The organism is Martinezella sp. CNPSo 3795 (assembly GCF_057784475.1).
Map to the genome: position 1 here is coordinate 376,098 of NZ_JBXSOQ010000003.1, position 22,870 is coordinate 398,967.

General features: G+C 59.9%; 21 protein-coding genes. 6 read left to right on the forward strand and 15 right to left on the reverse strand.

What is annotated here, in order from left to right:
- The 4 genes from AC13QY_RS11500 to AC13QY_RS11515 all read right to left on the reverse strand — a co-directional run bounded on the left by AC13QY_RS11500 (window position 1) and on the right by AC13QY_RS11515 (window position 5,783).
- The gene (locus AC13QY_RS11500; protein ID WP_488493459.1) at window positions 1–2,376 is read right to left on the reverse strand and encodes a hypothetical protein; all 2,376 of its coding nucleotides are present in this window, start codon (window positions 2,374–2,376) and stop codon (window positions 1–3) included.
- Between the two features lie 61 nt (window positions 2,377–2,437).
- Complete coding sequence (locus AC13QY_RS11505; protein ID WP_269245099.1) at window positions 2,438–3,733, reverse strand: adenylosuccinate synthase; 1,296 nt, start codon at window positions 3,731–3,733, stop codon at window positions 2,438–2,440.
- A 204-nt stretch (window positions 3,734–3,937) separates the two neighbouring features.
- On the reverse strand, window positions 3,938–4,735 hold the full coding sequence (locus tag AC13QY_RS11510) for a class I SAM-dependent DNA methyltransferase (protein WP_269245098.1): 798 nt from the start codon (window positions 4,733–4,735) through the stop codon (window positions 3,938–3,940).
- Between the two features lie 190 nt (window positions 4,736–4,925).
- The gene (locus AC13QY_RS11515) at window positions 4,926–5,783 is read right to left on the reverse strand and encodes a GNAT family N-acetyltransferase (protein WP_113351616.1); all 858 of its coding nucleotides are present in this window, start codon (window positions 5,781–5,783) and stop codon (window positions 4,926–4,928) included.
- A 327-nt stretch (window positions 5,784–6,110) separates the two neighbouring features.
- Here AC13QY_RS11515 and AC13QY_RS11520 point away from each other — a divergent pair, with 327 nt between their 5' ends.
- The 3 genes from AC13QY_RS11520 to AC13QY_RS11530 are packed head-to-tail and all read left to right on the forward strand — an operon-like array spanning window position 6,111 to window position 9,230.
- Window positions 6,111–7,433 carry a UDP-glucose dehydrogenase family protein gene (locus AC13QY_RS11520; protein ID WP_113395477.1) on the forward strand — a complete coding sequence of 441 codons (1,323 nt, stop codon included), beginning with the start codon at window positions 6,111–6,113 and terminating at the stop codon, window positions 7,431–7,433.
- A 14-nt stretch (window positions 7,434–7,447) separates the two neighbouring features.
- Window positions 7,448–8,452: an NAD-dependent epimerase gene (locus tag AC13QY_RS11525; protein ID WP_269245097.1), complete on the forward strand. Its 1,005-nt coding sequence runs from the start codon at window positions 7,448–7,450 to the stop codon at window positions 8,450–8,452.
- A 4-nt stretch (window positions 8,453–8,456) separates the two neighbouring features.
- Window positions 8,457–9,230, forward strand: a complete 774-nt coding sequence (locus AC13QY_RS11530) for an alpha/beta fold hydrolase (RefSeq protein WP_269245096.1) — start codon at window positions 8,457–8,459, stop codon at window positions 9,228–9,230.
- A gap of 74 nt (window positions 9,231–9,304) precedes the next feature.
- Here AC13QY_RS11530 and rutF read toward each other — a convergent pair whose 3' ends face one another.
- The 5 genes from rutF to AC13QY_RS11555 all read right to left on the reverse strand — a co-directional run bounded on the left by rutF (window position 9,305) and on the right by AC13QY_RS11555 (window position 12,728).
- Window positions 9,305–9,844, reverse strand: coding sequence for an NADH-dependent FMN reductase RutF (rutF, locus tag AC13QY_RS11535; protein ID WP_113330267.1), 540 nt, complete (start codon window positions 9,842–9,844; stop codon window positions 9,305–9,307).
- A gap of 181 nt (window positions 9,845–10,025) precedes the next feature.
- A complete protein-coding gene (locus AC13QY_RS11540; protein WP_113351619.1) occupies window positions 10,026–10,754 on the reverse strand; it encodes a class I SAM-dependent methyltransferase in 729 nt (242 codons plus the stop codon).
- Between the two features lie 120 nt (window positions 10,755–10,874).
- Window positions 10,875–11,381, reverse strand: a complete 507-nt coding sequence (locus AC13QY_RS11545) for a VOC family protein (protein ID WP_113330269.1) — start codon at window positions 11,379–11,381, stop codon at window positions 10,875–10,877.
- Window positions 11,381–11,770 carry a RidA family protein gene (locus tag AC13QY_RS11550; protein WP_113330270.1) on the reverse strand — a complete coding sequence of 130 codons (390 nt, stop codon included), beginning with the start codon at window positions 11,768–11,770 and terminating at the stop codon, window positions 11,381–11,383. Before AC13QY_RS11550 ends, AC13QY_RS11545 begins: the two co-directional genes overlap by 1 nt.
- A gap of 61 nt (window positions 11,771–11,831) precedes the next feature.
- Complete coding sequence (locus AC13QY_RS11555) at window positions 11,832–12,728, reverse strand: DMT family transporter (RefSeq protein ID WP_113330429.1); 897 nt, start codon at window positions 12,726–12,728, stop codon at window positions 11,832–11,834.
- A 106-nt stretch (window positions 12,729–12,834) separates the two neighbouring features.
- Here AC13QY_RS11555 and AC13QY_RS11560 point away from each other — a divergent pair, with 106 nt between their 5' ends.
- Entirely contained in the window at window positions 12,835–13,398 is a 564-nt protein-coding gene (locus tag AC13QY_RS11560; protein WP_233788678.1) for a hypothetical protein, read from the forward strand.
- A 50-nt stretch (window positions 13,399–13,448) separates the two neighbouring features.
- Here AC13QY_RS11560 and AC13QY_RS11565 read toward each other — a convergent pair whose 3' ends face one another.
- The 3 genes from AC13QY_RS11565 to ung form a co-directional block, all read right to left on the reverse strand.
- Window positions 13,449–14,060, reverse strand: a complete 612-nt coding sequence (locus AC13QY_RS11565; protein WP_145632126.1) for an alpha/beta hydrolase — start codon at window positions 14,058–14,060, stop codon at window positions 13,449–13,451.
- A 15-nt stretch (window positions 14,061–14,075) separates the two neighbouring features.
- The gene (locus tag AC13QY_RS11570) at window positions 14,076–15,008 is read right to left on the reverse strand and encodes a VOC family protein (RefSeq protein WP_269245095.1); all 933 of its coding nucleotides are present in this window, start codon (window positions 15,006–15,008) and stop codon (window positions 14,076–14,078) included.
- A gap of 162 nt (window positions 15,009–15,170) precedes the next feature.
- Window positions 15,171–15,872 carry a uracil-DNA glycosylase gene (gene ung / locus AC13QY_RS11575; protein WP_269245094.1) on the reverse strand — a complete coding sequence of 234 codons (702 nt, stop codon included), beginning with the start codon at window positions 15,870–15,872 and terminating at the stop codon, window positions 15,171–15,173.
- A 228-nt stretch (window positions 15,873–16,100) separates the two neighbouring features.
- Between ung and AC13QY_RS11580 the strand changes: the two genes are divergently transcribed.
- Window positions 16,101–16,640 carry a P-loop NTPase family protein gene (locus AC13QY_RS11580; protein WP_269245093.1) on the forward strand — a complete coding sequence of 180 codons (540 nt, stop codon included), beginning with the start codon at window positions 16,101–16,103 and terminating at the stop codon, window positions 16,638–16,640.
- Between the two features lie 12 nt (window positions 16,641–16,652).
- Here the strand turns inward: AC13QY_RS11580 and AC13QY_RS11585 are convergent, their stop codons facing one another.
- Together AC13QY_RS11585 and AC13QY_RS11590 are read right to left on the reverse strand one after the other, a co-directional pair.
- Window positions 16,653–19,103: a GcvT family protein gene (locus AC13QY_RS11585; RefSeq protein ID WP_488493460.1), complete on the reverse strand. Its 2,451-nt coding sequence runs from the start codon at window positions 19,101–19,103 to the stop codon at window positions 16,653–16,655.
- Between the two features lie 6 nt (window positions 19,104–19,109).
- On the reverse strand, window positions 19,110–19,988 hold the full coding sequence (locus tag AC13QY_RS11590; RefSeq protein WP_113330277.1) for a choline/ethanolamine kinase family protein: 879 nt from the start codon (window positions 19,986–19,988) through the stop codon (window positions 19,110–19,112).
- Between the two features lie 311 nt (window positions 19,989–20,299).
- On the opposite strand from AC13QY_RS11590, the gene AC13QY_RS11595 reads away from it, so the two are divergent.
- Window positions 20,300–21,109: a DeoR/GlpR family DNA-binding transcription regulator gene (locus AC13QY_RS11595; protein ID WP_145316257.1), complete on the forward strand. Its 810-nt coding sequence runs from the start codon at window positions 20,300–20,302 to the stop codon at window positions 21,107–21,109.
- Window positions 21,110–21,212: 103 nt separating this feature from the next.
- Here the strand turns inward: AC13QY_RS11595 and AC13QY_RS11600 are convergent, their stop codons facing one another.
- Complete coding sequence (locus tag AC13QY_RS11600; protein ID WP_269245091.1) at window positions 21,213–22,844, reverse strand: Hint domain-containing protein; 1,632 nt, start codon at window positions 22,842–22,844, stop codon at window positions 21,213–21,215.
- Window positions 22,845–22,870 lie beyond the last annotated feature (26 nt).

Sequence of the window (22,870 nt, forward strand, 5' to 3'; positions counted from 1 at the left end):
TTACTGGCCGCTTGAGGCAACGCCGCCGAGAGCCTGCCACTCCGCAATCGCCTTGTTGAAGGCATCCGTACCGGTCGGCCCCTTTTCCATGGTCAGAAGCGCGCGACGGCCATTGCGATAGACCACCGGAATATCGATCCAGTTGCGGCTCTTCAAAAGATCGAGATTGGTCTTGCGTGCATCCGGGAAATCATTGAGCGCGACCATGTAGACATCGTCGGTCACTTTGGCCGGTACCGCGATCAACGCATCGCCGCGATCCTGCTCGGTCGCCTTCAATGCGACGCGCTGGACGTTATCGATCGCCCCGCCTTCGAAATTCGGCGGCACCTGGAAGGCAAGCTCGATCAGATGGCTCGCCGGAAGCGAGGAGTCCGAATTCCGCGATACCGTGATCGTCGCGGTCAGGCCGCGATCCGGGACTGTGATGAGGCCCTGCACCGAAGGCTCAGGCCGGCCGTCAGACCCCTTGCCTTCCTGCAGCGACCAGGTGACCGTGCCCTGGAAAGCCGTGGGCGACGTCTGGCCGAGGCGCTCTTCATAAAGGAAAACCTTCTGCCCATCGGTTGCAGGAGCGGTCTGCTGCGTCACGGGCGGCGGCTGGTTGGCGGTCGCCTGTTGCTGCTGGCTGGCAGCGGGTGCCTGCTGATCCGTCGAGGCGGATGGCGTATTCGGCGCGGCAGTTGCGGGCGCCTGGGTCTGCGGAGCAGCGGTGCCGGCATTGTTGGCGGCCGGCTGCGTTGCCGCGGCGGCAGGTGCTGCAGAGGCAACATTCTGCTCGGCTACAGACTTGCCTTCCACGACGCCGGGCTGCCCGTTCGGAGCCGGCCCTTCGTCCTCTTCCGTGCCATTGGCCAGAAGACGCTGCGTGAACTTCGTATTGACCGTATTCGGGTCGCTGCCCAAAGCCGCAACATCCGTATTGCCGGCGCCTGCCGGCTGCTGAGCGGCCGTGTTGGTCTGCTGCGGCGCAGCCGCCTGCTGGGCGGGAGCTGCAGCTTTGCCGTTGCTCGGTGCATTGCTGCTTGCCGTATCCGAAGTCGCAGGTGTCGCATTCTTCGGAGCGGAACTGACGAGCTTCGTCACCATGTTGTTGAGCGCATCGCGATTCAGCCAGGCTGCATAACCGCCACCTCCGACGACTGCGAGGCCGACGAGCGTGACGATGATGCCGGTGACATTGATACGACGGCGCTTCGGCTCCATGCGGAAGCTGCGGCCCTGTAGCTTCGCTGCCATCGCCTGATCGAGATCGGGCGGAACAGCAGCGCCGCCGCCTCGTTCGTCTTCAGCACGCTTGTCGAAACCCGCAAGCTCCTTGAGCTCGCGCCAGCCGTCATTGGCGGCATCGGCCTCGGACGCCGGCTTCCTGGACGGATGCACATCCGCAAAGAGATCGACATCGTCGAAGGCATTTTCCGGCATCTGCCGAGCCGACTGCTGCGCCGGCTTGGGAGCAGCCGGTGCGGGCTGCATTTCCTCGAAGACATCCGCGTCCCAGGCAAAGCCGGTATTGGTGGCTGCCGCCTTCGCATTGACAGGTCCCTCGACGGGCTGACCGAAGGGTGCTTCCGCAAAGGCTGCGGCCGGCATGACCGGCTCGTTGTAGCGGGAGGCGGACGACTGGGACGCAGCATGGGAAGCCGGAGCATCCACCTCCGCCCAGATCTGCTCAACCTGGCTTATGACATCGTCAGCCGGCAGCGGCACGCGCGGCGCGGGGGCAGGCTCGGCAGTGACTGCCGGTGCCTCTTCTGGCTGGGGCTCGTTGCCATGCCCCTTCGGCTCTTCATGATAAACCGGCTCAGGAGCCGGCTCCTCGTGAACTTCGGCATGGTGTTCGACGCCGCCATGTTCAGCGGCCGGAGCATAGGGCTCCTCTTCGTGATGCGGTTCCCGCCATTCCTCTGCCGGCTGGTGCTCATGCGCATGATCCGGCTCGGCAGGTGCGGCCGGTTCCTCATAGGCATGCTGCCCGTGCTCGGCTTGCGCGACGCTGGGTTCTTCAGGGGCATGCACCTGGGCAGGAGCCTGTGCAGGCTCTTCTGCATGCGGCTCCGCATGTACTTCCTCGGTCACATGATGGTCCTGAACGGACTCGGCAGCGGTCTCTTCGTGCGGCACGGGCGCTTCGGCAACCGGCGGCTCCTCGCCGCCCGGCAGGGCCTCGGCATGTTCGGCCTCGACCTCGACGATCGCCGCTTCAAGCTTGTCGAGCTGGCGGCGCAGCATTTCCTCGGGCGGGCGCGGCTTCATGCTCTCGAGCTGCCGTTGCACGGCACCACGAGCTCGATCGTAAACCTTGACCCGCATCTCGGGAGTATTGTCCGTCAGGCCGTCAACGGCCCGTCGAATAACTGCTACAAAATCCGCCATCAGTACTTTCTCATGATGCCCGGTGTGCAGCCGGGCCGGGATTCGTCATAGATACGCAACTTTAGCCCTCAAAGGGGTCAGTCACAAGTATGGTGTCCTCGCGCTCCGGGCTGGTCGAAAGCAGCGCCACGGGCGCACCGATCAGCTCTTCCACCTGACGCACATATTTGATCGCCTGCGCCGGCAGATCGGCCCACTTACGAGCGCCGACGGTCGATTCCTTCCAGCCCTCGAGCGTGATGTAGACCGGCTCGACGCGGGCCTGCGCTGCCTGGCTTGCCGGCAGATAATCGATTTCCTTGCCGTCAAGCTTGTAACCGACGCAGATCTTCAGTTCGTCGAGGCCATCGAGCACATCGAGCTTGGTAAGCGCAATACCGGTGATACCAGAAGTCTTCACGGTCTGGCGCACCAGCATGGCGTCGAACCAGCCGCAACGGCGCGGACGGCCGGTATTGACGCCCACTTCGCGGCCGACCGTCGACAGGTGCTTGCCGATCTCGTCATGCAGTTCGCAGGGGAACGGCCCCTCGCCGACGCGGGTCGTATAGGCCTTGGTGATGCCAAGCACATAGCCGAGCGCTGTCGGACCGAGGCCCGAACCGGCGGCCGCCTGGCCGGCAACCGTGTTGGACGAGGTCACGAACGGATAAGTGCCGTGGTCGTTGTCCAGCAATGCACCCTGCGCACCTTCGAAGAGGATGCGGGCGCCGGCCTTGCGCTGCTCGTCGAGCAGGCGCCAAACTTGGTCGATATAGGGAAGTATATGCTCAGCAACAGAGCTCAGCTCGTTGTGCAAGGCATCGAAGGAGATTTCATCGACGCCCATGCCGCGGCGCAGCGCATTGTGATGCGTCAGCAGCCGGTCGATCTTGGCCGGCAGCGTTTCCGGCTCGGCAAGGTCGATGACGCGAATGGCGCGGCGACCGACCTTGTCCTCATAGGCCGGACCGATGCCGCGGCGCGTGGTGCCGATCTTCGTGCCGCTATTGGAAGCGGCATCTTCGCGCATGGCATCCAGATCGCGATGCAGCGACAGGATCAAGGGCGCATTCTCGGCGATGCGAAGCACGTCAGGCGTAACGGCAACGCCCTGGGCGCGCAGCTTTTCCACTTCGGCGACGAAGTGATGGGGATCGACCACGACGCCGTTGCCGATGACGCTGAGCTTGCCGCGCACGAGGCCGGAAGGCAAAAGCGCGAGCTTGTAGCTGACGCCATCGACGACAAGCGTATGACCGGCATTATGGCCGCCCTGAAAGCGTACAATCACATCGGCGCGTTCCGAAAGCCAGTCGACAATCTTGCCCTTGCCTTCGTCACCCCATTGCGAGCCGATCACTACAACATTCGTCATTTATCCATTCCCGCTTCCTGCGCGCGGCGGCGCGCCTTGCTCAAACCCGCGCATCTATAAAGCTTTGTTTTTGGGAAAGCGACCCTGTTGTCTCAGGAGATTCGGCTTTTTGCATGACGAATCAGCGCCTCCAACAGGAATTTTCCCGGCCATCGGCCAGACAGGGCCTCCAGATTACCCTTATCTGGCCGATTGCCTTGCCTGTCAAAGGCCCGGCTTGTGAGCGACGACATGGAAATATTCATGCTCTGACGACGCCACCGCACCGATCGGTTTGCCATCGAGATCGAGGAGCAGCACCGGTATGGCAAAACCGGCCTCTGCCAATTGCGACTGGACCTGCGCCGGCGTCGTCGCATAGACCATGACACCGAAATCATGGGCGCCATGCAGCAGGATCGCATGTTCGCCATCTCGCTCTTCGAGCGGTCTGAGCCGACGCTGGCGCAGCGTGCCGGAAATGCGGCCCTCGACATAGCGCAGGGTTCGCAAACCGAGCCGCACCGGATTGGATGTCCATTCCAGCCGGCGATAGTCGATGCGATGATCGAAGCCACCCCAGCCGCGATGGAACGTCGAAAAGACGAAAGCACCGCCGGAAACAAGAACGCGCGCCACCTCGTTCAGGATGGCTAGCCTCCCTGCCGCATCGACGGAATCGATGCCGTTATAGCTGAAGACGACCATATCGAAACTGGCATCTCGGAATGCCGAGAGATCGCGTGCATCCCTATGCTCGAACCGAAGGTCTGGATGGTTCTTTCGGCAGAGCGCGACCATCTCCGGCGTGTAATCGATGCCTATGTAGTCGCTGGCGACATCTCGCAAGAGCTGCGCGGTGCGGCCCCCGCCGACACCGATATCAAGAATGCGTCCCCTGCCCGTCTGCGGGGCAGCTATAGCAAAGGCGGCACGCTCGCCTTCGTTGAGATAGCCGCTGCTGCGGCGATAGTCGCGCAAGGCCCAGGGATTACGCCAGGTCTGCCGGTTAATACTTTCCATGACATGCATAGCCGACTCCAACAGAAAATGAACAATCATTGTTCAACTTCCCCTTGGCGCCCCCGCAGGACTTATATAGCGGCTGGGTCGAAGAAGCAGCCGTTAAGGTTGATTAAACCTCCGGCGGGACCGTTATTCGTTTGTTAACGTTAATGTTGCCGCCTGCTCCCAGCAGTCGGACGAGCCAGCTCTAGCCGAGCTCGAGCGTGGTGACACCGAACACGCGATCGAGCGGGATTTCCGGTGCCTTGCCGCGATACATGCGCGCCGTCTCGAACACCGGAGAAAGACCGCAATCTTCCGCAAGCATGATCGCCTGGGCATTATCGACCGGCACATCAAGATACACAGGCTGCCCATTGGTCTTGGCAAGCAGCTTGCTCATCAACGCAAGCGCAACCTCCGGCTTATTGGCGAAAAGCGGACCGATCTTGTAACCCTCGAAACAGCGGCGGATCGTGCCGTAGCCCCGAACCCTGCTGCCACCACCGACGATGAAGGATGCACGCCTTTCGGGAGCACCGCACCAGGCCCGGATGAAAGAATGACGCAGGCCGGGGAAGATTTCCGCATCATAGTGCACCAGCGCTTCAAGCTTGCCGTCCACGACCGGCATCACCTGCCTTGCCTGCTGTTCGTCCACCTCAGGCACTTTGGGGATGCCGCCATACCTCAGTGTCCGATAGGCCGTCTCGAAACCGTGCCGCCGGTAGTTTTCCTGCTGCGCGACGACCCCATCCAGCCCGACAATGCGATTGCCGGCAAGCATCATGCCCTTGTTCCAGAGCTGCTTGCCGTATCCCCGCCCACGCAACTCCGGATGCAGTATGTAAAGACCAAGAAAAGCGAAGGCCTCACCATAACGAACGACCGATATACAACCGACAGGCACCTCGCCGATGGCGCCGATCAGAAAACCGGCAGGGTCTGCCTCCCAGAAAGCGAGCGCATCGTCAATACCGGGATTCCAGCCTTCTTGCCGTGCCCATTCCAGAGCAAGCTCCAGCTCGCCAGCCCGCATTGTCCGCACGGCAAAAGTCGATTTCATGCAATAGTCCCGAACCGCCCACTACACCGCCGCCCCTGTGGAACGACCGCGCCCAAATTCATCATGTGACAACATGCTGCCAATCACAAGCAATGGGAGGATAAGCTTAAAGTGCAAAGGCTTCGTTTCATTTGGAAAACAAGGCGATTACGCGAATAAGACGGCGGGAAATCAACCAAGCTTTTGTGATACTTCTGTCGCAATCCTCCTAAACCCAGCATCGCATATAGGCGTCACCTGCGATCCTGTGTATAAGCGCAGACAATCGCCCATGCCACCTTTGCGTTTTCATGCGAAGCCCGGCGCCAGTAAAAGGATTGAAATTTCATGCGCATCACGATGATCGGCTCGGGTTATGTGGGGCTTGTGTCAGGTGTTTGCTTTGCCGATTTCGGCCATGATGTCATTTGCGTCGACAAGGACACGAGCAAGATCGAGGCACTGCGGCGCGGCGAAATACCGATCTTCGAGCCGGGCCTGGAGCAGCTGGTGGCAGACAATGTCCGCGCCGGACGCCTCTCCTTCACGACGGAAGTGGAGGCGAGCGTTGCTGCAAGCGACGTCGTCTTCATCGCGGTTGGCACCCCTTCGCGGCGCGGCGACGGCCATGCCGACCTCTCCTACGTCTACGCTGCCGCCCGCGAGATCGCCGAGCACGTGAAGGGCTTCACGGTCATCGTCACCAAATCGACCGTACCGGTCGGCACCGGCGACGAAGTGGAGCGCATCGTGCGCGAAACCAATCCGCAAGCAGATGTCGCCATTGTCTCCAATCCGGAATTTCTGCGCGAAGGTGCCGCCATCGAGGACTTCAAGCGTCCCGACCGCATTGTCATCGGCCTCAATGACGAGCGCGCCCGCGGCGTCATGACCGAAGTCTACCGGCCGCTCTACCTCAACCAGGCGCCGCTGCTCTTCACCTCCCGCCGCACGTCCGAGCTGATCAAATACGCGGCCAACGCCTTCCTCGCCATGAAGATCACCTTCATCAACGAGATGGCCGATCTCTGCGAAAAGGTCGGCGCCAATGTACAGGAAGTCTCGCGCGGCATCGGCCTCGACGGCCGCATCGGCTCGAAGTTCCTGCACGCCGGACCGGGTTACGGCGGCTCGTGCTTCCCGAAGGATACGCTGGCGCTTGCCAAGACGGCCCAGGATTACGATAGCCCCGTGCGCCTGATCGAAACCACCGTGTCGATCAACGACAACCGCAAGCGCGCCATGGGCCGCAAGGTAATCGCGGCCATGGGCGGCGATATCAGAGGCAAAGCGATCGCGGTCCTCGGCCTGACCTTCAAGCCGAACACCGACGATATGCGCGACAGCCCGGCGATCTCGATCATCCAGACACTGCAGGATGCCGGCGCCACCGTGACGGGCTACGATCCCGAAGGCATGGACAATGCACGCCTGGTCATCGACAACATTGCCTATGCCGAGGATGCCTACAGCGCCGCGCGCGATGCCGACGCGCTCGTCATCGTGACGGAATGGAACCAGTTCCGCGCGCTGGATTTTGCCCGGCTCAAATCCGTCATGAAGGCGCCTGTTCTCGTCGACCTCAGAAACATCTACCGCCATGACGAGGTCACAAAGCACGGCTTTGCCTATACGAGCGTCGGCAGACCCTCCAGTGACGCAACATTGTAAGTAAGGGCGGGATTATGCGTTATCTCATCACCGGCACTGCCGGCTTCATCGGATTCCACCTTGCCAAGCGCCTGCTCGACGAGGGCCATTTTGTCGTCGGCTTCGACGGGATGACGCCCTATTACGATGTTCGGCTCAAGGAGAAGCGCACCGCCATCCTCGCGCGTTCCAATGGTTTCAAGGCCGTGACAGGCATGCTGGAGGACAAGGCAGCGCTGGATCATGCCGCCGAACTCGCCGAGCCCGACGTGATCGTCCACCTCGCCGCCCAGGCAGGTGTCCGCTACAGCCTCGAAAATCCGCGTTCCTACGTCGATTCCAACCTTGTCGGTTCGTTCAACATTCTGGAACTGGCAAGAAACCTGCAGCCGAAGCACCTGCTGTTGGCATCGACCTCTTCCGTCTACGGCGCCAACGAGAAGATCCCCTTTGCCGAAAGCGACAAGGCCGACGAGCAGATGACGATCTATGCGGCGACCAAGAAGAGCATGGAGCTGATGGCGCACAGCTACGCCCATCTCTTCAACATACCGACGACAGCGTTCCGCTTCTTCACTGTCTACGGCCCCTGGGGTCGCCCGGACATGGCGCTGTTCAAGTTCGTCGATGCCATCAGGAACGACAGGCCGATCGAGATCTACGGCGAAGGCAAGATGAGTCGCGATTTCACCTATATCGACGATCTCGTCGAAGGCATCGTGCGTCTCATCGGTGTCGTGCCGTCAGAGGAAAACCGGATCGTGTCGGAAACGGTCATCGACACCCTGTCGAAGAATGCCCCTTTCCGGATCGTCAATATCGGCGGCGGCCAGCCCGTCGGGCTGATGACATTCGTCGAGACGATCGAGACGATGCTCAGCAAGAAGGCGATCCGCAAGATGCTGCCCATGCAGCCCGGAGACGTCCACAACACCTATGCCGTGCCGGATCTCCTGGTGGCGCTGACGGGATTCAAGCCGCAGATCGAAGTCGATGAAGGCGTAAAGCGCTTCGTCGAGTGGTATCAGGAAAATTACTGACCAAATGGCAGAGATCGCTGAAACGGGCCATTGGATCGAGAGTTCCGGCGGGCGCCTCTACGCCAAATCATGGACGCCAACCGTCCTGAGATCGCAGCAACCGATCATCCTGTTTCACGATTCACTCGGATGCATCACGCTCTGGCGGGATTTCCCGGAACAACTCGCCCATTCCCTTGGTCGCCGGGTCATCGCTTATGATCGGCTAGGCTTTGGCCGGTCCGATGCTCGCGACGATCTTCTGACGCAGGATTTTATTGCATCGGAAGCCGAGCGTTTCGTACCGCTTCTTTGCGAGCAGTTGTCCATTCGGGACTTCGTCGCCTGTGGGCACAGCGTCGGGGGCGGCATGGCGGTGGAGACGGGGGCAAGATTTGGCGAAAGCTGCCACGCCGTGATCACCATTGCCGCCCAGGCTTTCGTGGAGGAAAAGACCCTTCAGGGCATCCGGACCGCGCAGCAGGAATTCAAATCGGCCGAAACCTTCGCCCGGCTTGCCAAATATCACGGCAGCAAGGCCGAGTGGGTGCTGCACGCCTGGATCGACACCTGGCTCGCTCCCGAACGCGCCGGCTGGTCGCTCGATCCGGCACTTGAAAAGCTTCATTGTCCGGTGCTCGCCATTCATGGAGACCGCGACGAATATGGCTCCGAAGCCCATCCGCGCCGGATCGCCGCCGGGCGTGGTCCGGTCTATATCATGCCGGATACTGGGCATGTGCCGCACCGAGAGCATCCTGCTCTGGTGTTAAAGGCGATCGAAGACTTTCTGGCGTGAACGGACCTGTTCGCCGCAAGACGACGAAGACCTTGGCAGCATGGATAATTTCGGAAGAGGCTTGAACAACTAGCCTATTCAGCCTGACCCGCAGGATGATAGGCCCGGTCGAAATAGATAAGCCCCTGTCCCTCGTCACGTTGACGAATAGCATCGACTTCGCAGAGCAGGATGTCATGCGTGCCGCCATCGGCCTGACGGACGATGCGACAATCGAACGAGACAAGAGCATCTTCCAGCACCGGAGCGCCGGTCGAGAGTTCCGACCATGCGGCCGCAGCAAAGCGCTCGGCAACCGGGGTCTTGCCGCCGAAAAGCCGCGACAGATCCTGATGTGCTTCCGACAGGACATTGACACAGAGCACGCCGTTTTGCGTGACAGCGGGATGAACGGAAGCGCCGCGATTGAGGCAGACGAGCAAGGTCGGCGGGCTGTCCGTGACGCTGCAGACGGCGGTCGCCGCAAAGCCGGCAAGCCCGGCCGGACCATTGGTCGTGACGATGTTCACTGCCGCCGCCATCCGCGCCATGGCATTGCGAAACTCGGTGCGCGCAATGTCGGGATCGGCGACAGGCACCGCCTTCTCGATTGCCACGGACGTTTTCATGTTCATCGCACTCTTCCCTAAATCGCGCCGACAGCCTCACATTATCGATGGGGAGGATGCGCCTCAAGAAACGACATTTTGCGGAAGCAGTCCTCTGCGAGCAATTAATTTTCTATAAAATCTATCAACAAAAAGAAAAATAGATCGGCTCAGCCTTCTAGGCCGTCACGGCATGCTGAAGCATGCCTCAGGTCCGGGTGGAGATCAGGAGAAACATCGGCCGCTCGCGCTCGATTGCCCAATCGGGATGCGCGGCGAGGTCGTCATCACTCGGCGACCACTCTTCGACATGGGCGATGATGAAACCGGACTTGATCAGGAGGTTAAGCGTCGTGCCCATCGTGCGATGCTGCTTGATGACGCCCTCGGCGAGCCAGTTCGTCACCCGCGGTCCCTCGATCTGATAGGCATTGAGCGGCCAGATCTTGCCACCCTCGGCATCATCGAGCCATTCCGGCCGTCGCGGCGCCATATAGATTGGATGCTCGATCGAAAAGATCAGACGCCCGTCCGGTTTGAGTGCTTGGCGGATGGTCGCCAAAAGGCCGGCGAAATCCTCGATATAGTGGAAGGCGAGCGAGCTGTAGACCAGATCGAAGCTCGCCTTGGGAAGCTCTAGCCTTTCAAGATCGGCCCGATCGTAGCGAACCCGCGCATCCGCCGTTTCCGTTCGCGCGCGTTCCAGCATTTTTTCCGAGACGTCGAGCCCCAATACGCTGGCCGCTCCCTGCTCGGCCGTCCAACGGCAGAACCATCCGAAACCACAGCCGAGATCCACGACGTCGAGGCCCTTCATGTCCGGCATCAAGGCACGGATCGCCGGCCATTCGGCCGCACCCGCCAACCCGTTGATGGAACGCTGAAGGCGGCTATAGCCCTCGAAGAAGCCCGGATCGTCGTAGATATTTTGTGTCATATTTGTCTTCCATGCCTCTCCGCAACATGCATTGGATCGGCAATATCGATGGCATTTCTTCACATAGACAACAAGGGAGCCGGCAGAAGCCGATGATGAGGAAGCCTCGTTCAGCGCCTGTCATGCTAACGGTTTCGGTCGCGACAACCATTCCGAATAGGGCTTTACACCGAAATCTGGTTCGGCGGCCTCCTCAAGCACATGGATGAATTCGATCGAATGCCCGTCGGGATCCGAAAAATATTGCGAGACGGCCGGCATCCAACCTAGAACAACGGGTTCATCGAGCGGCTCGCCATTGAACCCCTTCGGCTGAATGCCACGAGCCTTCAATGCGGCTGCGGAGCCGAGTACATCGGCGAGAGAGGTTCTGAAGGCAATATGAAGGCGCATCTTGAGCGGGGAGCAGCCCGTTTCCCAAAGGCCCAACATGCCCATGCGTTTATCGTCGATCCAAAGGAAGGCGACATTCCTGCTCTCGATGACGGTCCCGACCTCCAGCTTCAGAACGTCGCGATAGAAGGCGATGGAGCGCTGGAGATCGGCAACCGTTAGATGCGTCTCGTAAAGTCCCAGAATGCGGGGGATTGATGGATCGGCCGAATGCTCGAGATGACCGATCGTCATCACATCACCTTGGCTGCCGTGACCTCGACCTCGACCAGGAACTCGGACCGCGTAAATCCGCCGACGATCAGCAGCGTAGAGACCGGCGCGGGATTTTGGACATAGCGATCACGCACGGCCATGTAGGCGGGAAAATCCTCGCGCGTGGTCACGAAACCACCGACGCGGATGACGTCGGCAAACCCCATGCCCGCCTCCTCGAGGATAGCGCCAATCGCCTTGAAACACAGCTCGGCCTGACCGGTGACGTCAGGCGGAATGCGATCGTCGGCACCGATGCCGAGCTGGCCGGATGTGACCAGCAGGCTGGCGCCTGGCGGCACCAGCAGGCCGTGATTGTAATTGCCGAAAGGGCGGCGGACGGATGCGGGGTTGAAGACCTTTTTCATCGATTCCGACTCCTGATGACTGAACCGATTTCAGCATTTTGAGACGAAAGGGGCAAGACGGTCAGTGCGTCCGTGTTGATGTCACCACCCGATTTCGCCGTATTTCCAACAGGATATGTCCGAACAATGCGGCAAGCACGATCGGCCCGCCGATGAGTGTCGCCGTCGAAGGACGCTCGGCGAACACCATCCAGACCCAAAGTGGCGTCAGCGGCACTTCGAGCGCCGTCAGCAGCGCCGCATCCGAGGCCGGCACCAGCCGCGAGCCGAAGGTGTAGAGGCTGAGACCCATGGCGTTCTGGATGATGCCGAAGGCGATGATCAGGCCAAGATCCTGGCCGGAGATCGAAAGCGGCGAGGCGAACCAGAAGGTAATGGAGGAACACAGCCAGGCGGAAAGCGCCATGGCCGGTAGCATCGGCACATCGCGATGCTGGCGCATGACGACGGCAAGGCAGGCGACGGTCAGCGTCATGATGGCAGCAAGCCCCTTGCCGAGCCAGCTGCCGCCATCGCTCGCATGGCCGGAAAGCATGACGAGCACGCCGATAAAAGCAATGCCACTCGCAATCAGCGTCCGCAAATTTGGACGCTCGCGGATGAAGAGGAAGGCGACGCCCGCGGTTACAAAGGGCACGGTTGCATAGATGACCATGGCATCGGCGACCGACGTGTAATAGATCGAGCCGATGCCGCTGATCATGGATGCGGTGGAAAAGATCGTCGCCGCCAGCGAAGGACCACCCATGGAACGCAGGATGCGAAAAGCGTTGCGGCGCTCGATATAGAAAAACAGCGCGAAGACGCCGAGGCCAGAGACGATGCCACGGCAGAACAGAATGGTCATCAGATCGGCATGGATCGCCCGCACGAACAGGCCGGAGGTCGACCAGGCGAGCGCCGAAAGCGCCACATAGGCCACGCCCAGCCTGTATTGCTGCTGTTCCGCCAGCGTCACGATGAAATCCTCCGCCCTATAGCGGCAGAGCATTAGCGGGCGGCAAGGATCCCCACAAGCAAAGCTTGCGTCGCTGCGTGTCGCGGACGCCGGAAGATGGCAAGGGTTGCAGGAAGGCCACGCCCCTTCCCGCTGGCAACCAGGAGACGCCTACCTACCCATTGGTATTGGCTGGATCATATTGATCTTGAACATATTTGTGATCGCTCTACGGTTCTGGCGGTCCGCGTCGAAGGAGAATCAATTGCGCCTGCTGTCGGCCACCTTGTTTGCGTGCGGCTGCGTCAGCCTGGTCGACGGTCCGCTATGGCCGCCGGCGCAAACCTATGTCGACAAGACGGTGCAATGCAGCCAGAGCAGCAATCCCTCCCGCTGCGAACATACACGCGATAGCTGGAAGGCCGATTACGAGGAAGCCATAGCGGGCGGGTATCGAGCGCAGAAACATGTCGCTTTATGCCTGAGCACAGGCTGCGATCAGGCAATCCAACCCGACAGGATGCTCGGCTGCGCCTGGCGCATGGTCATTGTCGAGACAAGGCATGCGCTACCGGACAGTATGGATTTTGCCAATCTCAACCGCTTCTGCGGAACGGACTATATTGACCAGAAGGGAAAACTCGCGGCAGCCTCTCAAGCGAAGGCGATGATGCGCCTGATCGGCAAATAGCAGGCTGCGCAGCAAAATCTCTGCCGCGCAACCGGTGTTTTGCGCAGGCCCTAAGCGTAGGGCGCTAGGAAACTGCGGATTGCCTCGATTTCGTTGGGCCTGATATCGTGGCCGCCTGGATGCCAATCCAGAGTGACCTCGGCATTCTGCCGCGTAAAGTAATCGGCGAGTGCCTTGGTGACTGGAGCGGGTGCGATCGGATCGCGCTCGCCTGCCGTAATCAGCACGCGCTTGCCCTCCAGCCTTGCATTGTCCTGCGGCTGGAACGGGATCAGCGGATGCATCAGCACGGCCGCATCGAAGAGATCGCCATGCTCGATCAGCACATTGGCAAGGATGTTCGCACCGTTGGAAAAGCCCAGACCAAGTACCTGCGATGCTCCGTATTCCGCCGCCAGCTCCGAGACATAGGCGACCATTTTTTCCGTGGCGCGGGCAAGATCGGCCATGTCATAGACGCCCTCGCCCGTTCGGCGAAAGAAGCGCGCTGCGCCATATTCCGAGACATCGCCGCGTGGCGAGACGATGGTAGCGTCCGGCAATAGGCGGGTGGCGAAATCGAAGAACTGGTTCTCGTCGCCGCCGGTACCATGGAAGGTAAAGAAGATAGGCTTTCCGGGTGCACCGGCCTTCAGCCGGTGCACATAAGTCGTATCGGTCATGATATCTCTCCTGGCTTAGCCTTCCAGCGGTTCGAGATGCTGTTCGATCAGCCCACGCAGATGCGCATGCTGTTCCGGCAGCTTCAGCGCTTCGCCGAGATGGGCCGTATCCTCGTCACGATCGAAGCCAGGTTCATTGGTGGCGACTTCGAACAGCACGCCGCCCGGTGTGCGGAAATAGATCGCCCAGAAGTAGTCACGGTCGATGACCGGCGTCACCTGATAACCCGTATCCATCAGCGCCTTGCGTACTTCGAGCTGCTTTGCGCGGTTTTCGACCGCGAAGGCGACATGGTGGACGGAGCCGGCGCCCGGCAGCGCCCGGTTGATGTTCGGCATAGTTTCGAGGTCGACATAATCGGCACCGTTGCCGCCGGGAATGGCAAGCCGCTTGATGCCGTCATGCGTATCGACCACCTCGTAACCCATGTACTTCAACAACTCGGCCGTCGCGCCTTCGTCCCTGAGCCGCATGGCCACGGAGTGGAAGCCTCTGATGGCATGCTCGGCATCGACGCCACCATGCGTCCAGGGCTGACGCTTATCGTCCTTGACCTCGACAAGCGCGAAGCCATCGCCATCTGGACCGGCAAAATGCAGGCGCTTCTGGCCGAAGGATTCGTCGGTCTTCAGGCCCTCGACACCGCGCTGGCTAAGCCGTTCGGTCCAGTAGCCGATGGAACCTTCGGGAATGGAATAGACCGTATTCCCGACTTCGCCGGTACCCGGGCGACCGCGCGCCATCTTCGGGAACGGGAAGTAGGTCATGATCGTGCCGGGCGTGCCAATCTCGTCACCATAGTAGAGGTGATAGACATCGGGAGCGTCGAAATTCACGGTCTTCTTAACGCGGCGAAGGCCGAGCGTATCGGTGAAGAACTTGTTGTTAGTCCGGGCGTCTTCCGCCATCGAGGTAACGTGGTGAAGACCTTTGATCTGGTTAAGCATCTTAAACCCCTTGTCTCGCCTGCACTAGCAGGCGTTCTCATGGGCAGAAGATGATCTTGTCGGCCGCGTTTCGATAGCCCTCAATAGCCAAACGGATTGTCCTCAATGAGTGAACGATAAATTCCGATCGTTCACTGATGTAGCGGTCCAGAAAGCAGCGCCTTACTGAGCATCCGGTTTGGTTGGCAGCGCCCAATCGATCGGATCCCGGCCATGCGCGACCAGATAGGCATTGGCCTTGGAGAAATGCCGGCAGCCGAGGAAGCCGTTATGAGCCGAGAGCGGCGACGGATGTGCCGCCTTCAGCACCAGATGGCGCTCGGTATCGACAAAAGCAGCCTTCTTCTGCGCGTAGGAACCCCAAAGCATGAAGACGACGCCATCGCATTCGTCGTTGACTCTGCGGATGACCGCATCGGTGAAGCGCTCCCACCCCTTGCCTTGATGTGAGGCGGCCTGCGATTCCTCCACCGTCAGTACGCTGTTCAGCAGCAGCACGCCCTGCTTCGCCCAGCTTTCCAGAAAGCCATGGCGGGCCGGCGGAATGCCGAGATCGGTTTCCAGTTCCTTGTAGATGTTGACCAGCGACGGCGGAATGCGCACGCCGGGGCGCACACTGAAGCAGAGCCCATGCGCCTGGCCGAAACCATGATAGGGATCCTGCCCGAGAATGACCACCTGCACCTCGTCAAGCGGAGTCAGATCCAGCGCCCGGAAATACTCGCTGCCGCGGGGAAAGATCACCTTGCCGCGCTGCTTTTCCTCGACAAGAAAAGCCTTGAGCTGCTGCATGTAAGGGCTTTCAAACTCCGAAGACAGCGCCTCTTTCCAGCTCTCCTCAAGCTTGATGTTCGCCTCAGCCATCGTTTCCGGCCTCCGTCTGTTGTCAGCATGTCGATTGAGGATGAAAGAGCAGGCGTGTCAAGAAAATGGCGGACGCCGCGGTGGAGAGATCACAGGTTTTGGAGATAGCGCAGCCTGCTTCCGGGCTTATCTCGTAAATGACGTATAATAGCAGCAGGACACGCAAGCGTTGACAAGGCCGCTCACTTCCGCCAATGGAAGCCATCCCAATTTTCCGACCGGTGTCTCATGCTTCCCTTGCATTCCCTTGGCGAGCGCATCGTCGTGCTCGGCCCCTCCAATGCCGGCAAATCAACCCTGGCGGTCGCCCTTTCCAAAAAGTTGGGGTTTCCGGCTGTACATCTCGATCAGCTTCATCACCTGCCCCATACCGATTGGCAACAGCGCCCTGAAGCGGAATTTGCCGCGCTTCACGACGCGGCCATTCTGGGCGAACAATGGATCATGGAAGGCAATTATACGCGTCTGATGCCGCAACGTTTGGCCCGCGCTACCGGCGCCATCCTCATCACCTCCAATCATTGGCTGCGCTTTTCCCGCTATCTCAAGCGGACCCTGATCAACCGCTCAGATCGAGCAGGGCATCTCGAAGGCGCCAAGGACAGCGTTAAATGGGAGATGATTCATTGGATACTCGTGAAGACCCGCAACAGCGGCGCCAAATACGCAAAAATCCTCCAGGAATCCGGGTTGCCAACGGTAGAATGCCATACGGCGGAGGCTCTGAATAACCTTTATCAGGCGTGGGATCTGCCGAGCAGGCGATAGACCTCATATCAATCACCCCTTGATCCGTACCATCTGCGGATCATAAAGCGGCTTCAGCGACACTTGGCACGGCACGCGGCTCTGCGCGACATCCAGCTCATAGCGCCCCGAAAGCACGAAATCCTCGGTCACCCCTGCGGGATCGCGGACATAGCCGTAGCCGATCGCCTTGCCGATCGTGTAGCCATAGCCGCCACTCGATAGCCAGCCGACGCGCTGGCCGTCGCGATAGATCGTCTCGCGGCCGAGAAGCACGATTTCGGGATCGTCGGGTACGAAGCAGGCAAGCATCTTCTTGACGCCAGAGGCTAACTGCCGCTCGATCGCCTCGCGCCCACGGAATGCGATGTCCTTCTTCGTCTTCACCGCCCAGGTAAGCCCGGCTTCGATCGGCGTATGATCCGGCCCGATATCCGAACCCCAGGCGCGATAGCCCTTCTCCAGGCGGCAGCTCTCGATAGCGCGATAGCCGGCATTGATAAGGCTGTATTCGCGGCCGGCGGCCATCAGCACGTCATAAACGGTGGTGGCATATTCCACCGGCACATGCAGCTCATAGCCGAGTTCGCCGACATAGGTGATGCGCAGCGCCCTCACCGGGCATCCGGCGATACCGACGGTCTTCACCTTGCCGAAGGGGAATGCGGCGTTCGAAACGTCAGCCGAGGTCACGGCCTGCAATATCTCGCGCGACCTTGGCCCCATCAGCGACAGCACGGAATAGGCGGAAGTAACGTCCACCAGCTCCGCATGCATCTCGGATGGGATATTGCGGGCGATCCAGTCAAAATCATGCGTGGCGAAGCCGGTGCCGGTGGTGATGTAGAATTCGTTCTCGGCAATGCGGGCAACGGTGACGTCGCATTCGATGCCGCCGCGGTCGTTGAGCATCTGAGTATAAGTTAGGGCGCCGACAGGCTTGGCGACGTCGTTGGAAGCGATCCATGAGATCGCCGCCTCGGCATCCCTGCCCTTCAGCACGAATTTGGCGAAGGAGGTCTGGTCGAAAATGACGGCCGCTTCGCGCACCGCCTTATGCTCCCGACCGACGGCATCGAACCAGTTCTGCCGTCCATACGTGTATTCGTCCTTCGGCTCCTCGCCGGCAAAGAGATCGGCAAACCAATTCGGCCGTTCCCAGCCGAGTTTCTCCCCGAAGCAAGCGCCCTGCGCCTTCAACCGATCGTAGAGCGGCGACTTGCGGCAGGGGCGGCCGCTGGAATGCTCCTCGAAGGGCCAGGCCATGGTGTAATGCTTGCCATAGGCCTCCAGCGTTCGGGTGCGCACCCAATCAGTGTCGAAATGCGGGCGGCCGAAGCGCCTGATATCAACCGGCCAGAGATCGTAAGGCGGCTCGCCCTTGGCGACCCATTCGGCGAGCGCCATGCCGGCACCGCCGGCAGAGGCGATACCGAAGGCGTTGAAGCCGGCACCGACGAAGAAATTCTTCAGTTCCGGCGCCTCGCCGAGAATGAAATTGCCATCGGGCGTAAAGCTCTCCGGCCCACAAAGCAGCTGCTTGACGCCGGCCGTCTGCAGCGCCGGCACGCGCACCAGCGCCTGCTCCATGATCTGCTCGAAATGGTCGAAATTGCTGTCGAGCAGCGTGTAGTGGAAATCTTTCGGAATACCGTCGAGCGCCCAGGGGATGGGATTGGGCTCATAGCCGCCCATGACAAGCCCACCGACCTCCTCCTTATAGTAGGTCAGCCGGTCCGGATCGCGCAGCGTCGGCAGGTTGGAGGGCACGCCGAAGGATTCGGTGATGAGATATTGATGTTCGACGGAGACCAGCGGCACATTGACACCGAAGCGGGCGGCAAAGCTCCGCGTCCACTGCCCGGCGCAGACAACGACGCGCTCGCATTCGATGCGGCCTTTCTCGGTGATGACGGCCCGGATCCGGCCCTTGTCCATCTCCAGATCGAGAACTTCGGTATCCTCGAAGATCGACACACCGCTCATGCGGGCGCCCTTCGCCAGCGCCTGGGTGATATCGGAGGGATTGGCCTGTCCGTCCGTCGGCAGGAAGGCGGCGCCGACGAGGTCGTCGACATCCATCAGCGGCCAGAGATCGCGCGCCTCCTGCGGCGTCAGCAGGTGCATCTGCAGGCCGAAGGATTGCGCCGTCGTCGCCTGCCGCTTCACCTCCGTCCAGCGCTCCTCATTGCAGGCAAGCCGCAACCCGCCATTCATCTTCCAGCCGGTGGCAAGCCCCGTCTCCGCCTCGAGCTTCTTGTAGAGATCGACGGAATAGCCGAGCATCTGCGTGATATTGGCGCTGGTGCGCAGCTGGCCGACGAGGCCGGCGGCGTGGAAGGTCGTGCCCGAGGTCAGCTTCTTGCGCTCCAGCAGTACGGTATCGGTGAAGCCGAGCTTGCCGAGATGGTAGGCGGTCGAGCAGCCGATGATGCCGCCGCCGATGACGATGGTCTTTGCTGTAGCCGGCAGTTCCTTCATCATGTCACCTCAGGAGTTGCGAAAATCCTGCCAGGCGCTCTCGAACCGCCGCAGGTTTTCAGCTGTATAGGAAGAATAATCGAATTCGATGTCGGAATGGATTTCCGAAACCATGCTCCACATCGTCTCGCGCAGCAGTGAGGCGCATTTCATCGCCTGATAGCGCTGGCGCAGATCATCGCTGACAGAAGCCTCGAAATAGGCCTCCAGCATCGCCTCTTCCTGCGCCTCGGAAAATTCATTGTTGGAGGCAAGCCCGCCAAGATCGAAAAGCGGTGTGTTGAAGCCGGCATAATCCCAATCGATCAGCCAGAGCCGCTTGCCGTCGTCGAGGAAATTCGCCGCCAGCAGATCATTGTGACCGAAGGCAATCTCGAAAGGACCTGCTTCACGCTCGAGCCGCTCCGCAATCTCAAGAAAGGAATGCAGCAACGGTTTGTGACGACTACCGCCCGTCTCCAGAACGGCTGCATAGTCTCTAACCACATGGAAGACCCAGAAGATCGCCGCCGGTCCGCGAAAATGCCTAGCGACGTCCCGATGACAGGACCGGACGAGCGGCACGACCCGGCTTATCATGGCTGGATTTCTTACATCATCGGCTGACAGCGGTTTTGCATCGATATAGTCCAGCACCAATATGCCGGGCTCGTGATGGACCACAGCCGGCGAAAGACCGGCTGCATGGGCCGCCCTGCTTGCGGCCACCTCGTTGGTGCGGCTGATGTGATGAACCGGAATGTCCGATCCAAGCCGCACGACGAAGCGGCGACCATTATCGCCAACCAGATAGTTGCGATTGGTAATGCCGCCCACCAGCGGTTCGATGTCGATCGGCCCGCGCCAGATGCTGAGAGAATGTATCCTGTCTTCCGCCGTCGCAGTCATTCCCCCTCCGGTCCTGCTGCTGAGCATCTTTCCGATCTGAAAAGTTCCTCACAAACGTAAAGCTGTCAAGAACTTTCCCACAAAATGAAACGAATATTTGGCTTTTTGTGGAATTGAGGCGCCATCTCCAATCGGATGAGCTATGGATATCCCAAAGACTGCGCTTCACCGTAGGTGAGATTTGTCTTAAAAACTCAGGCGCGAAGCAACCAGATTGAGGTTGCGTGCATTAACGCCCCCGGCGGCAACGGAACCGGCCAGTCGAAAGCCACGCAAGTTTGGGATCAATACCCATAACAGGATCAGGAACCATGTCGGGCATATCCCAGCCACCGCTTCACTCCAATCATCGCGAGCGCGAAATACTGGAAGAGCTGCGTCTGGCAGGCGGCGCAAGCCGCATCCAGTTTTTGGCCGAACGGCTCGGCGTTTCAGAGGAAACCATCCGCCGCAACATCCGCAGCCTGGAGGCCAACGGCCTTGTGACCAAGGTGCATGGCGGGGTCCATATCAAGGACTCGATGATCGAGCCGCCGCTGCATCTGCGCATGAACGAGAATGCCGAAGCCAAGCGGATGATAGCCGCCTCGGTCGCCGCGATGATTGAGGATGGCGATGCGCTCTTCCTCGATGTCGGCTCGACCACCGCCTTCATCGCCGTCGCGCTGCAGAAGCATCAGAACCTCTTCGTCGTCACCAATGCGGTCGCTGTCGCCCATGCACTCGCGACCCGCAACGGCAATCGCGTCTTCTTCGCCGGCGGCGAACTGCGCGGCCATGATGGCGGCGCCTTCGGCATGGAAGCGGCCAATTTCCTGCGGCGCTTCAATGTACGCCACGCCATCCTTTCGGTAGGCGCCATCAACGCGGCCTCGGGCTTCATGCTGCACGATCTGGAAGAAGCGGAATATTCGCGGGAGGCAGCTAGCCGCGCCGAAAACCGCATCGTCGTTGCCGACAGTGCCAAGTTCGGCCGCAGCGCGCCGATCGTTCTGAGTGAACCGGAAAACTTCAACGTTCTGGTTACGGACGAACAGCCGCCGGCAGACATTCGCGCCATGCTGGAGCGCAACGAGATCGAACTCGTCATCGCCAACCGGCAACGGGATGAACGACGTTGAACTGAGATGCATCAGTTTTCTGAGGTAATCCTGACGCGACTGCATCGATAAGGCTTCAGTCAGGCAAGAGGAGGAGCCTCCTAATCGATCCTAGCATGAACGATCAGGCAGCTTGCTCTTGGTCTCGCTCGATTGCAGGTTCTTCGGAAGACTGTGGTGGGATCCAACGCGGCACCGCCGGACCTGCAAATTCGAAAGTTAGCCGAAGAATCCCACCGTAACCTTCCCATAACGAAGAAGGCAGGTGCGCGCGGCCGGCAGTCCAGCGCCGACGGCCATCCTCGACATAATGGAAACCATCATTCAGCCTATTGTCGTCAGCGAAAATATGCCTGGGCTCCGCTACGCCATCCTCAATGACCAATCTCGAAAAGCAGACGCCGAGCCGGCGGCCATCGCCTGAAGAACTGACGAGATTTGGCGCCCCCCATTCCGAGGCAAGCCATAGTTCCGATACTGACGACCGGACGCGGAACTCTGCCCTGCCCTCGTCGATCATGGGATCAATGCGTTGCCCGTCGGCAATGAGATGTATGTCGGCGAAAGGATCGTCACTCAAGGTCCAGCCCATATCCAGAGCGCGTGCATGGATTTGCATTCGCACAGCCTCGATCAGCGGTCCATCTGAGACATAGGTCAGGCATCTTTGTTCGTGATCGTTCACCAGCTGGATCGAAGCGCCCATCGTTTGAGAAAAGAAGCTTCGATTGCCATGATCGACGTAGCTTTCAGTCGGCAATCCGTTCGTCACGAGGATGTCGTGCTCGTCCAGCTCGACATGCCAGTATGTGACTTTTGCGCATTCGACATGGTCGATCGTTGCTCCATTCACGAGCACTGAAGCAGGCATCAGAACATCGGTTACGACAGTGACGCAAATTCCATGAGCCGGAGAGACGATGAGGTCATGCGAGGGTTTATCCGGCCCCATAGCCCCGGCGGCAATACGGATCGGCCAGCACTTCCGAGGATTGGCCGCTTTGCCGCACTCAAGCTCGGTGCTTCCGATCCATCGGATGGGGCGAAGCTGCGATGATGCCGTAACCGCAACATCGCCGATCCGCAGATCCTCGACCGGGATATCTCCTCGTGTCGTGCGGACGAGCGTCCCTGTAACAAGACAAACGACGATCGTTCCTGTGGCGGCGTCCAGTACAAATGCCGAAGGGTCGAGATCGGCGGCGAAGTTGAGCGCATAGTTGCCCGCGGACGTTACGAATGTCGCCGTCTGACCGTCGATCGTGATATTCGAGACCACTCCCGCGCCATTATATGCGATGGTTGTCGCATCGGTGCCACGCTCATCAATTGTCCCGTCGAATTGCGTGGAAAAATTGAAATGTGCGCCAGCATTCAGCGTGACCGATTGAGAAGAACCGGCTCCTCCCCATTGATAGGTTCCGAAGACAACAACCGCACCATCAGCGGAGCTTACCCCACTGCCGGCTTCAAGTGTGGATAGAGGGCCGATATAGAGCGTGCCACCTCCGGATATCGTCCCATCTATCGTCAAGAAGGTTGCGTGGATGCCGCCATAAGCGGACAGCGTGCTTGTCGACGAAACAAAGACGCTGCCAAGAACCGTCGAAACACCCGCTCCCTGGTAACAAAGGACATTGTCGCCATTGTTGATGATGATGGAATCCCCGTTGCCGGGAACGGCATTCGGCGACCAGTTGTCGGGATCGCCCCAAGCGTTGTTGGAGGCGCTGCCGGTCCAGGTGAAGGTTGCCATTGATATCCCTCGGATCATGACGCCAC

What these genes read in the sequence shown, in the direction of transcription:
- AC13QY_RS11500 (WP_488493459.1), bottom strand. Translation starts at nt 2,376, where the DNA reads ATGGCGGATTTTGTAGCAGTTATTCGACGGGCCGTTGACGGCCTGACG.
- AC13QY_RS11505 (WP_269245099.1), bottom strand. Translation starts at nt 3,733, where the DNA reads ATGACGAATGTTGTAGTGATCGGCTCGCAATGGGGTGACGAAGGCAAG.
- AC13QY_RS11510 (WP_269245098.1), bottom strand. Translation starts at nt 4,735, where the DNA reads ATGGAAAGTATTAACCGGCAGACCTGGCGTAATCCCTGGGCCTTGCGC.
- AC13QY_RS11515 (WP_113351616.1), bottom strand. Translation starts at nt 5,783, where the DNA reads ATGAAATCGACTTTTGCCGTGCGGACAATGCGGGCTGGCGAGCTGGAG.
- AC13QY_RS11520 (WP_113395477.1), top strand. Translation starts at nt 6,111, where the DNA reads ATGCGCATCACGATGATCGGCTCGGGTTATGTGGGGCTTGTGTCAGGT.
- AC13QY_RS11525 (WP_269245097.1), top strand. Translation starts at nt 7,448, where the DNA reads ATGCGTTATCTCATCACCGGCACTGCCGGCTTCATCGGATTCCACCTT.
- AC13QY_RS11530 (WP_269245096.1), top strand. Translation starts at nt 8,457, where the DNA reads ATGGCAGAGATCGCTGAAACGGGCCATTGGATCGAGAGTTCCGGCGGG.
- rutF (WP_113330267.1), bottom strand. Translation starts at nt 9,844, where the DNA reads ATGAACATGAAAACGTCCGTGGCAATCGAGAAGGCGGTGCCTGTCGCC.
- AC13QY_RS11540 (WP_113351619.1), bottom strand. Translation starts at nt 10,754, where the DNA reads ATGACACAAAATATCTACGACGATCCGGGCTTCTTCGAGGGCTATAGC.
- AC13QY_RS11545 (WP_113330269.1), bottom strand. Translation starts at nt 11,381, where the DNA reads ATGACGATCGGTCATCTCGAGCATTCGGCCGATCCATCAATCCCCCGC.
- AC13QY_RS11550 (WP_113330270.1), bottom strand. Translation starts at nt 11,770, where the DNA reads ATGAAAAAGGTCTTCAACCCCGCATCCGTCCGCCGCCCTTTCGGCAAT.
- AC13QY_RS11565 (WP_145632126.1), bottom strand. Translation starts at nt 14,060, where the DNA reads ATGACCGATACGACTTATGTGCACCGGCTGAAGGCCGGTGCACCCGGA.
- AC13QY_RS11570 (WP_269245095.1), bottom strand. Translation starts at nt 15,008, where the DNA reads ATGCTTAACCAGATCAAAGGTCTTCACCACGTTACCTCGATGGCGGAA.
- ung (WP_269245094.1), bottom strand. Translation starts at nt 15,872, where the DNA reads ATGGCTGAGGCGAACATCAAGCTTGAGGAGAGCTGGAAAGAGGCGCTG.
- AC13QY_RS11580 (WP_269245093.1), top strand. Translation starts at nt 16,101, where the DNA reads ATGCTTCCCTTGCATTCCCTTGGCGAGCGCATCGTCGTGCTCGGCCCC.
- AC13QY_RS11585 (WP_488493460.1), bottom strand. Translation starts at nt 19,103, where the DNA reads ATGATGAAGGAACTGCCGGCTACAGCAAAGACCATCGTCATCGGCGGC.
- AC13QY_RS11590 (WP_113330277.1), bottom strand. Translation starts at nt 19,988, where the DNA reads ATGACTGCGACGGCGGAAGACAGGATACATTCTCTCAGCATCTGGCGC.
- AC13QY_RS11595 (WP_145316257.1), top strand. Translation starts at nt 20,300, where the DNA reads ATGTCGGGCATATCCCAGCCACCGCTTCACTCCAATCATCGCGAGCGC.
- AC13QY_RS11600 (WP_269245091.1), bottom strand. Translation starts at nt 22,844, where the DNA reads ATGGCAACCTTCACCTGGACCGGCAGCGCCTCCAACAACGCTTGGGGC.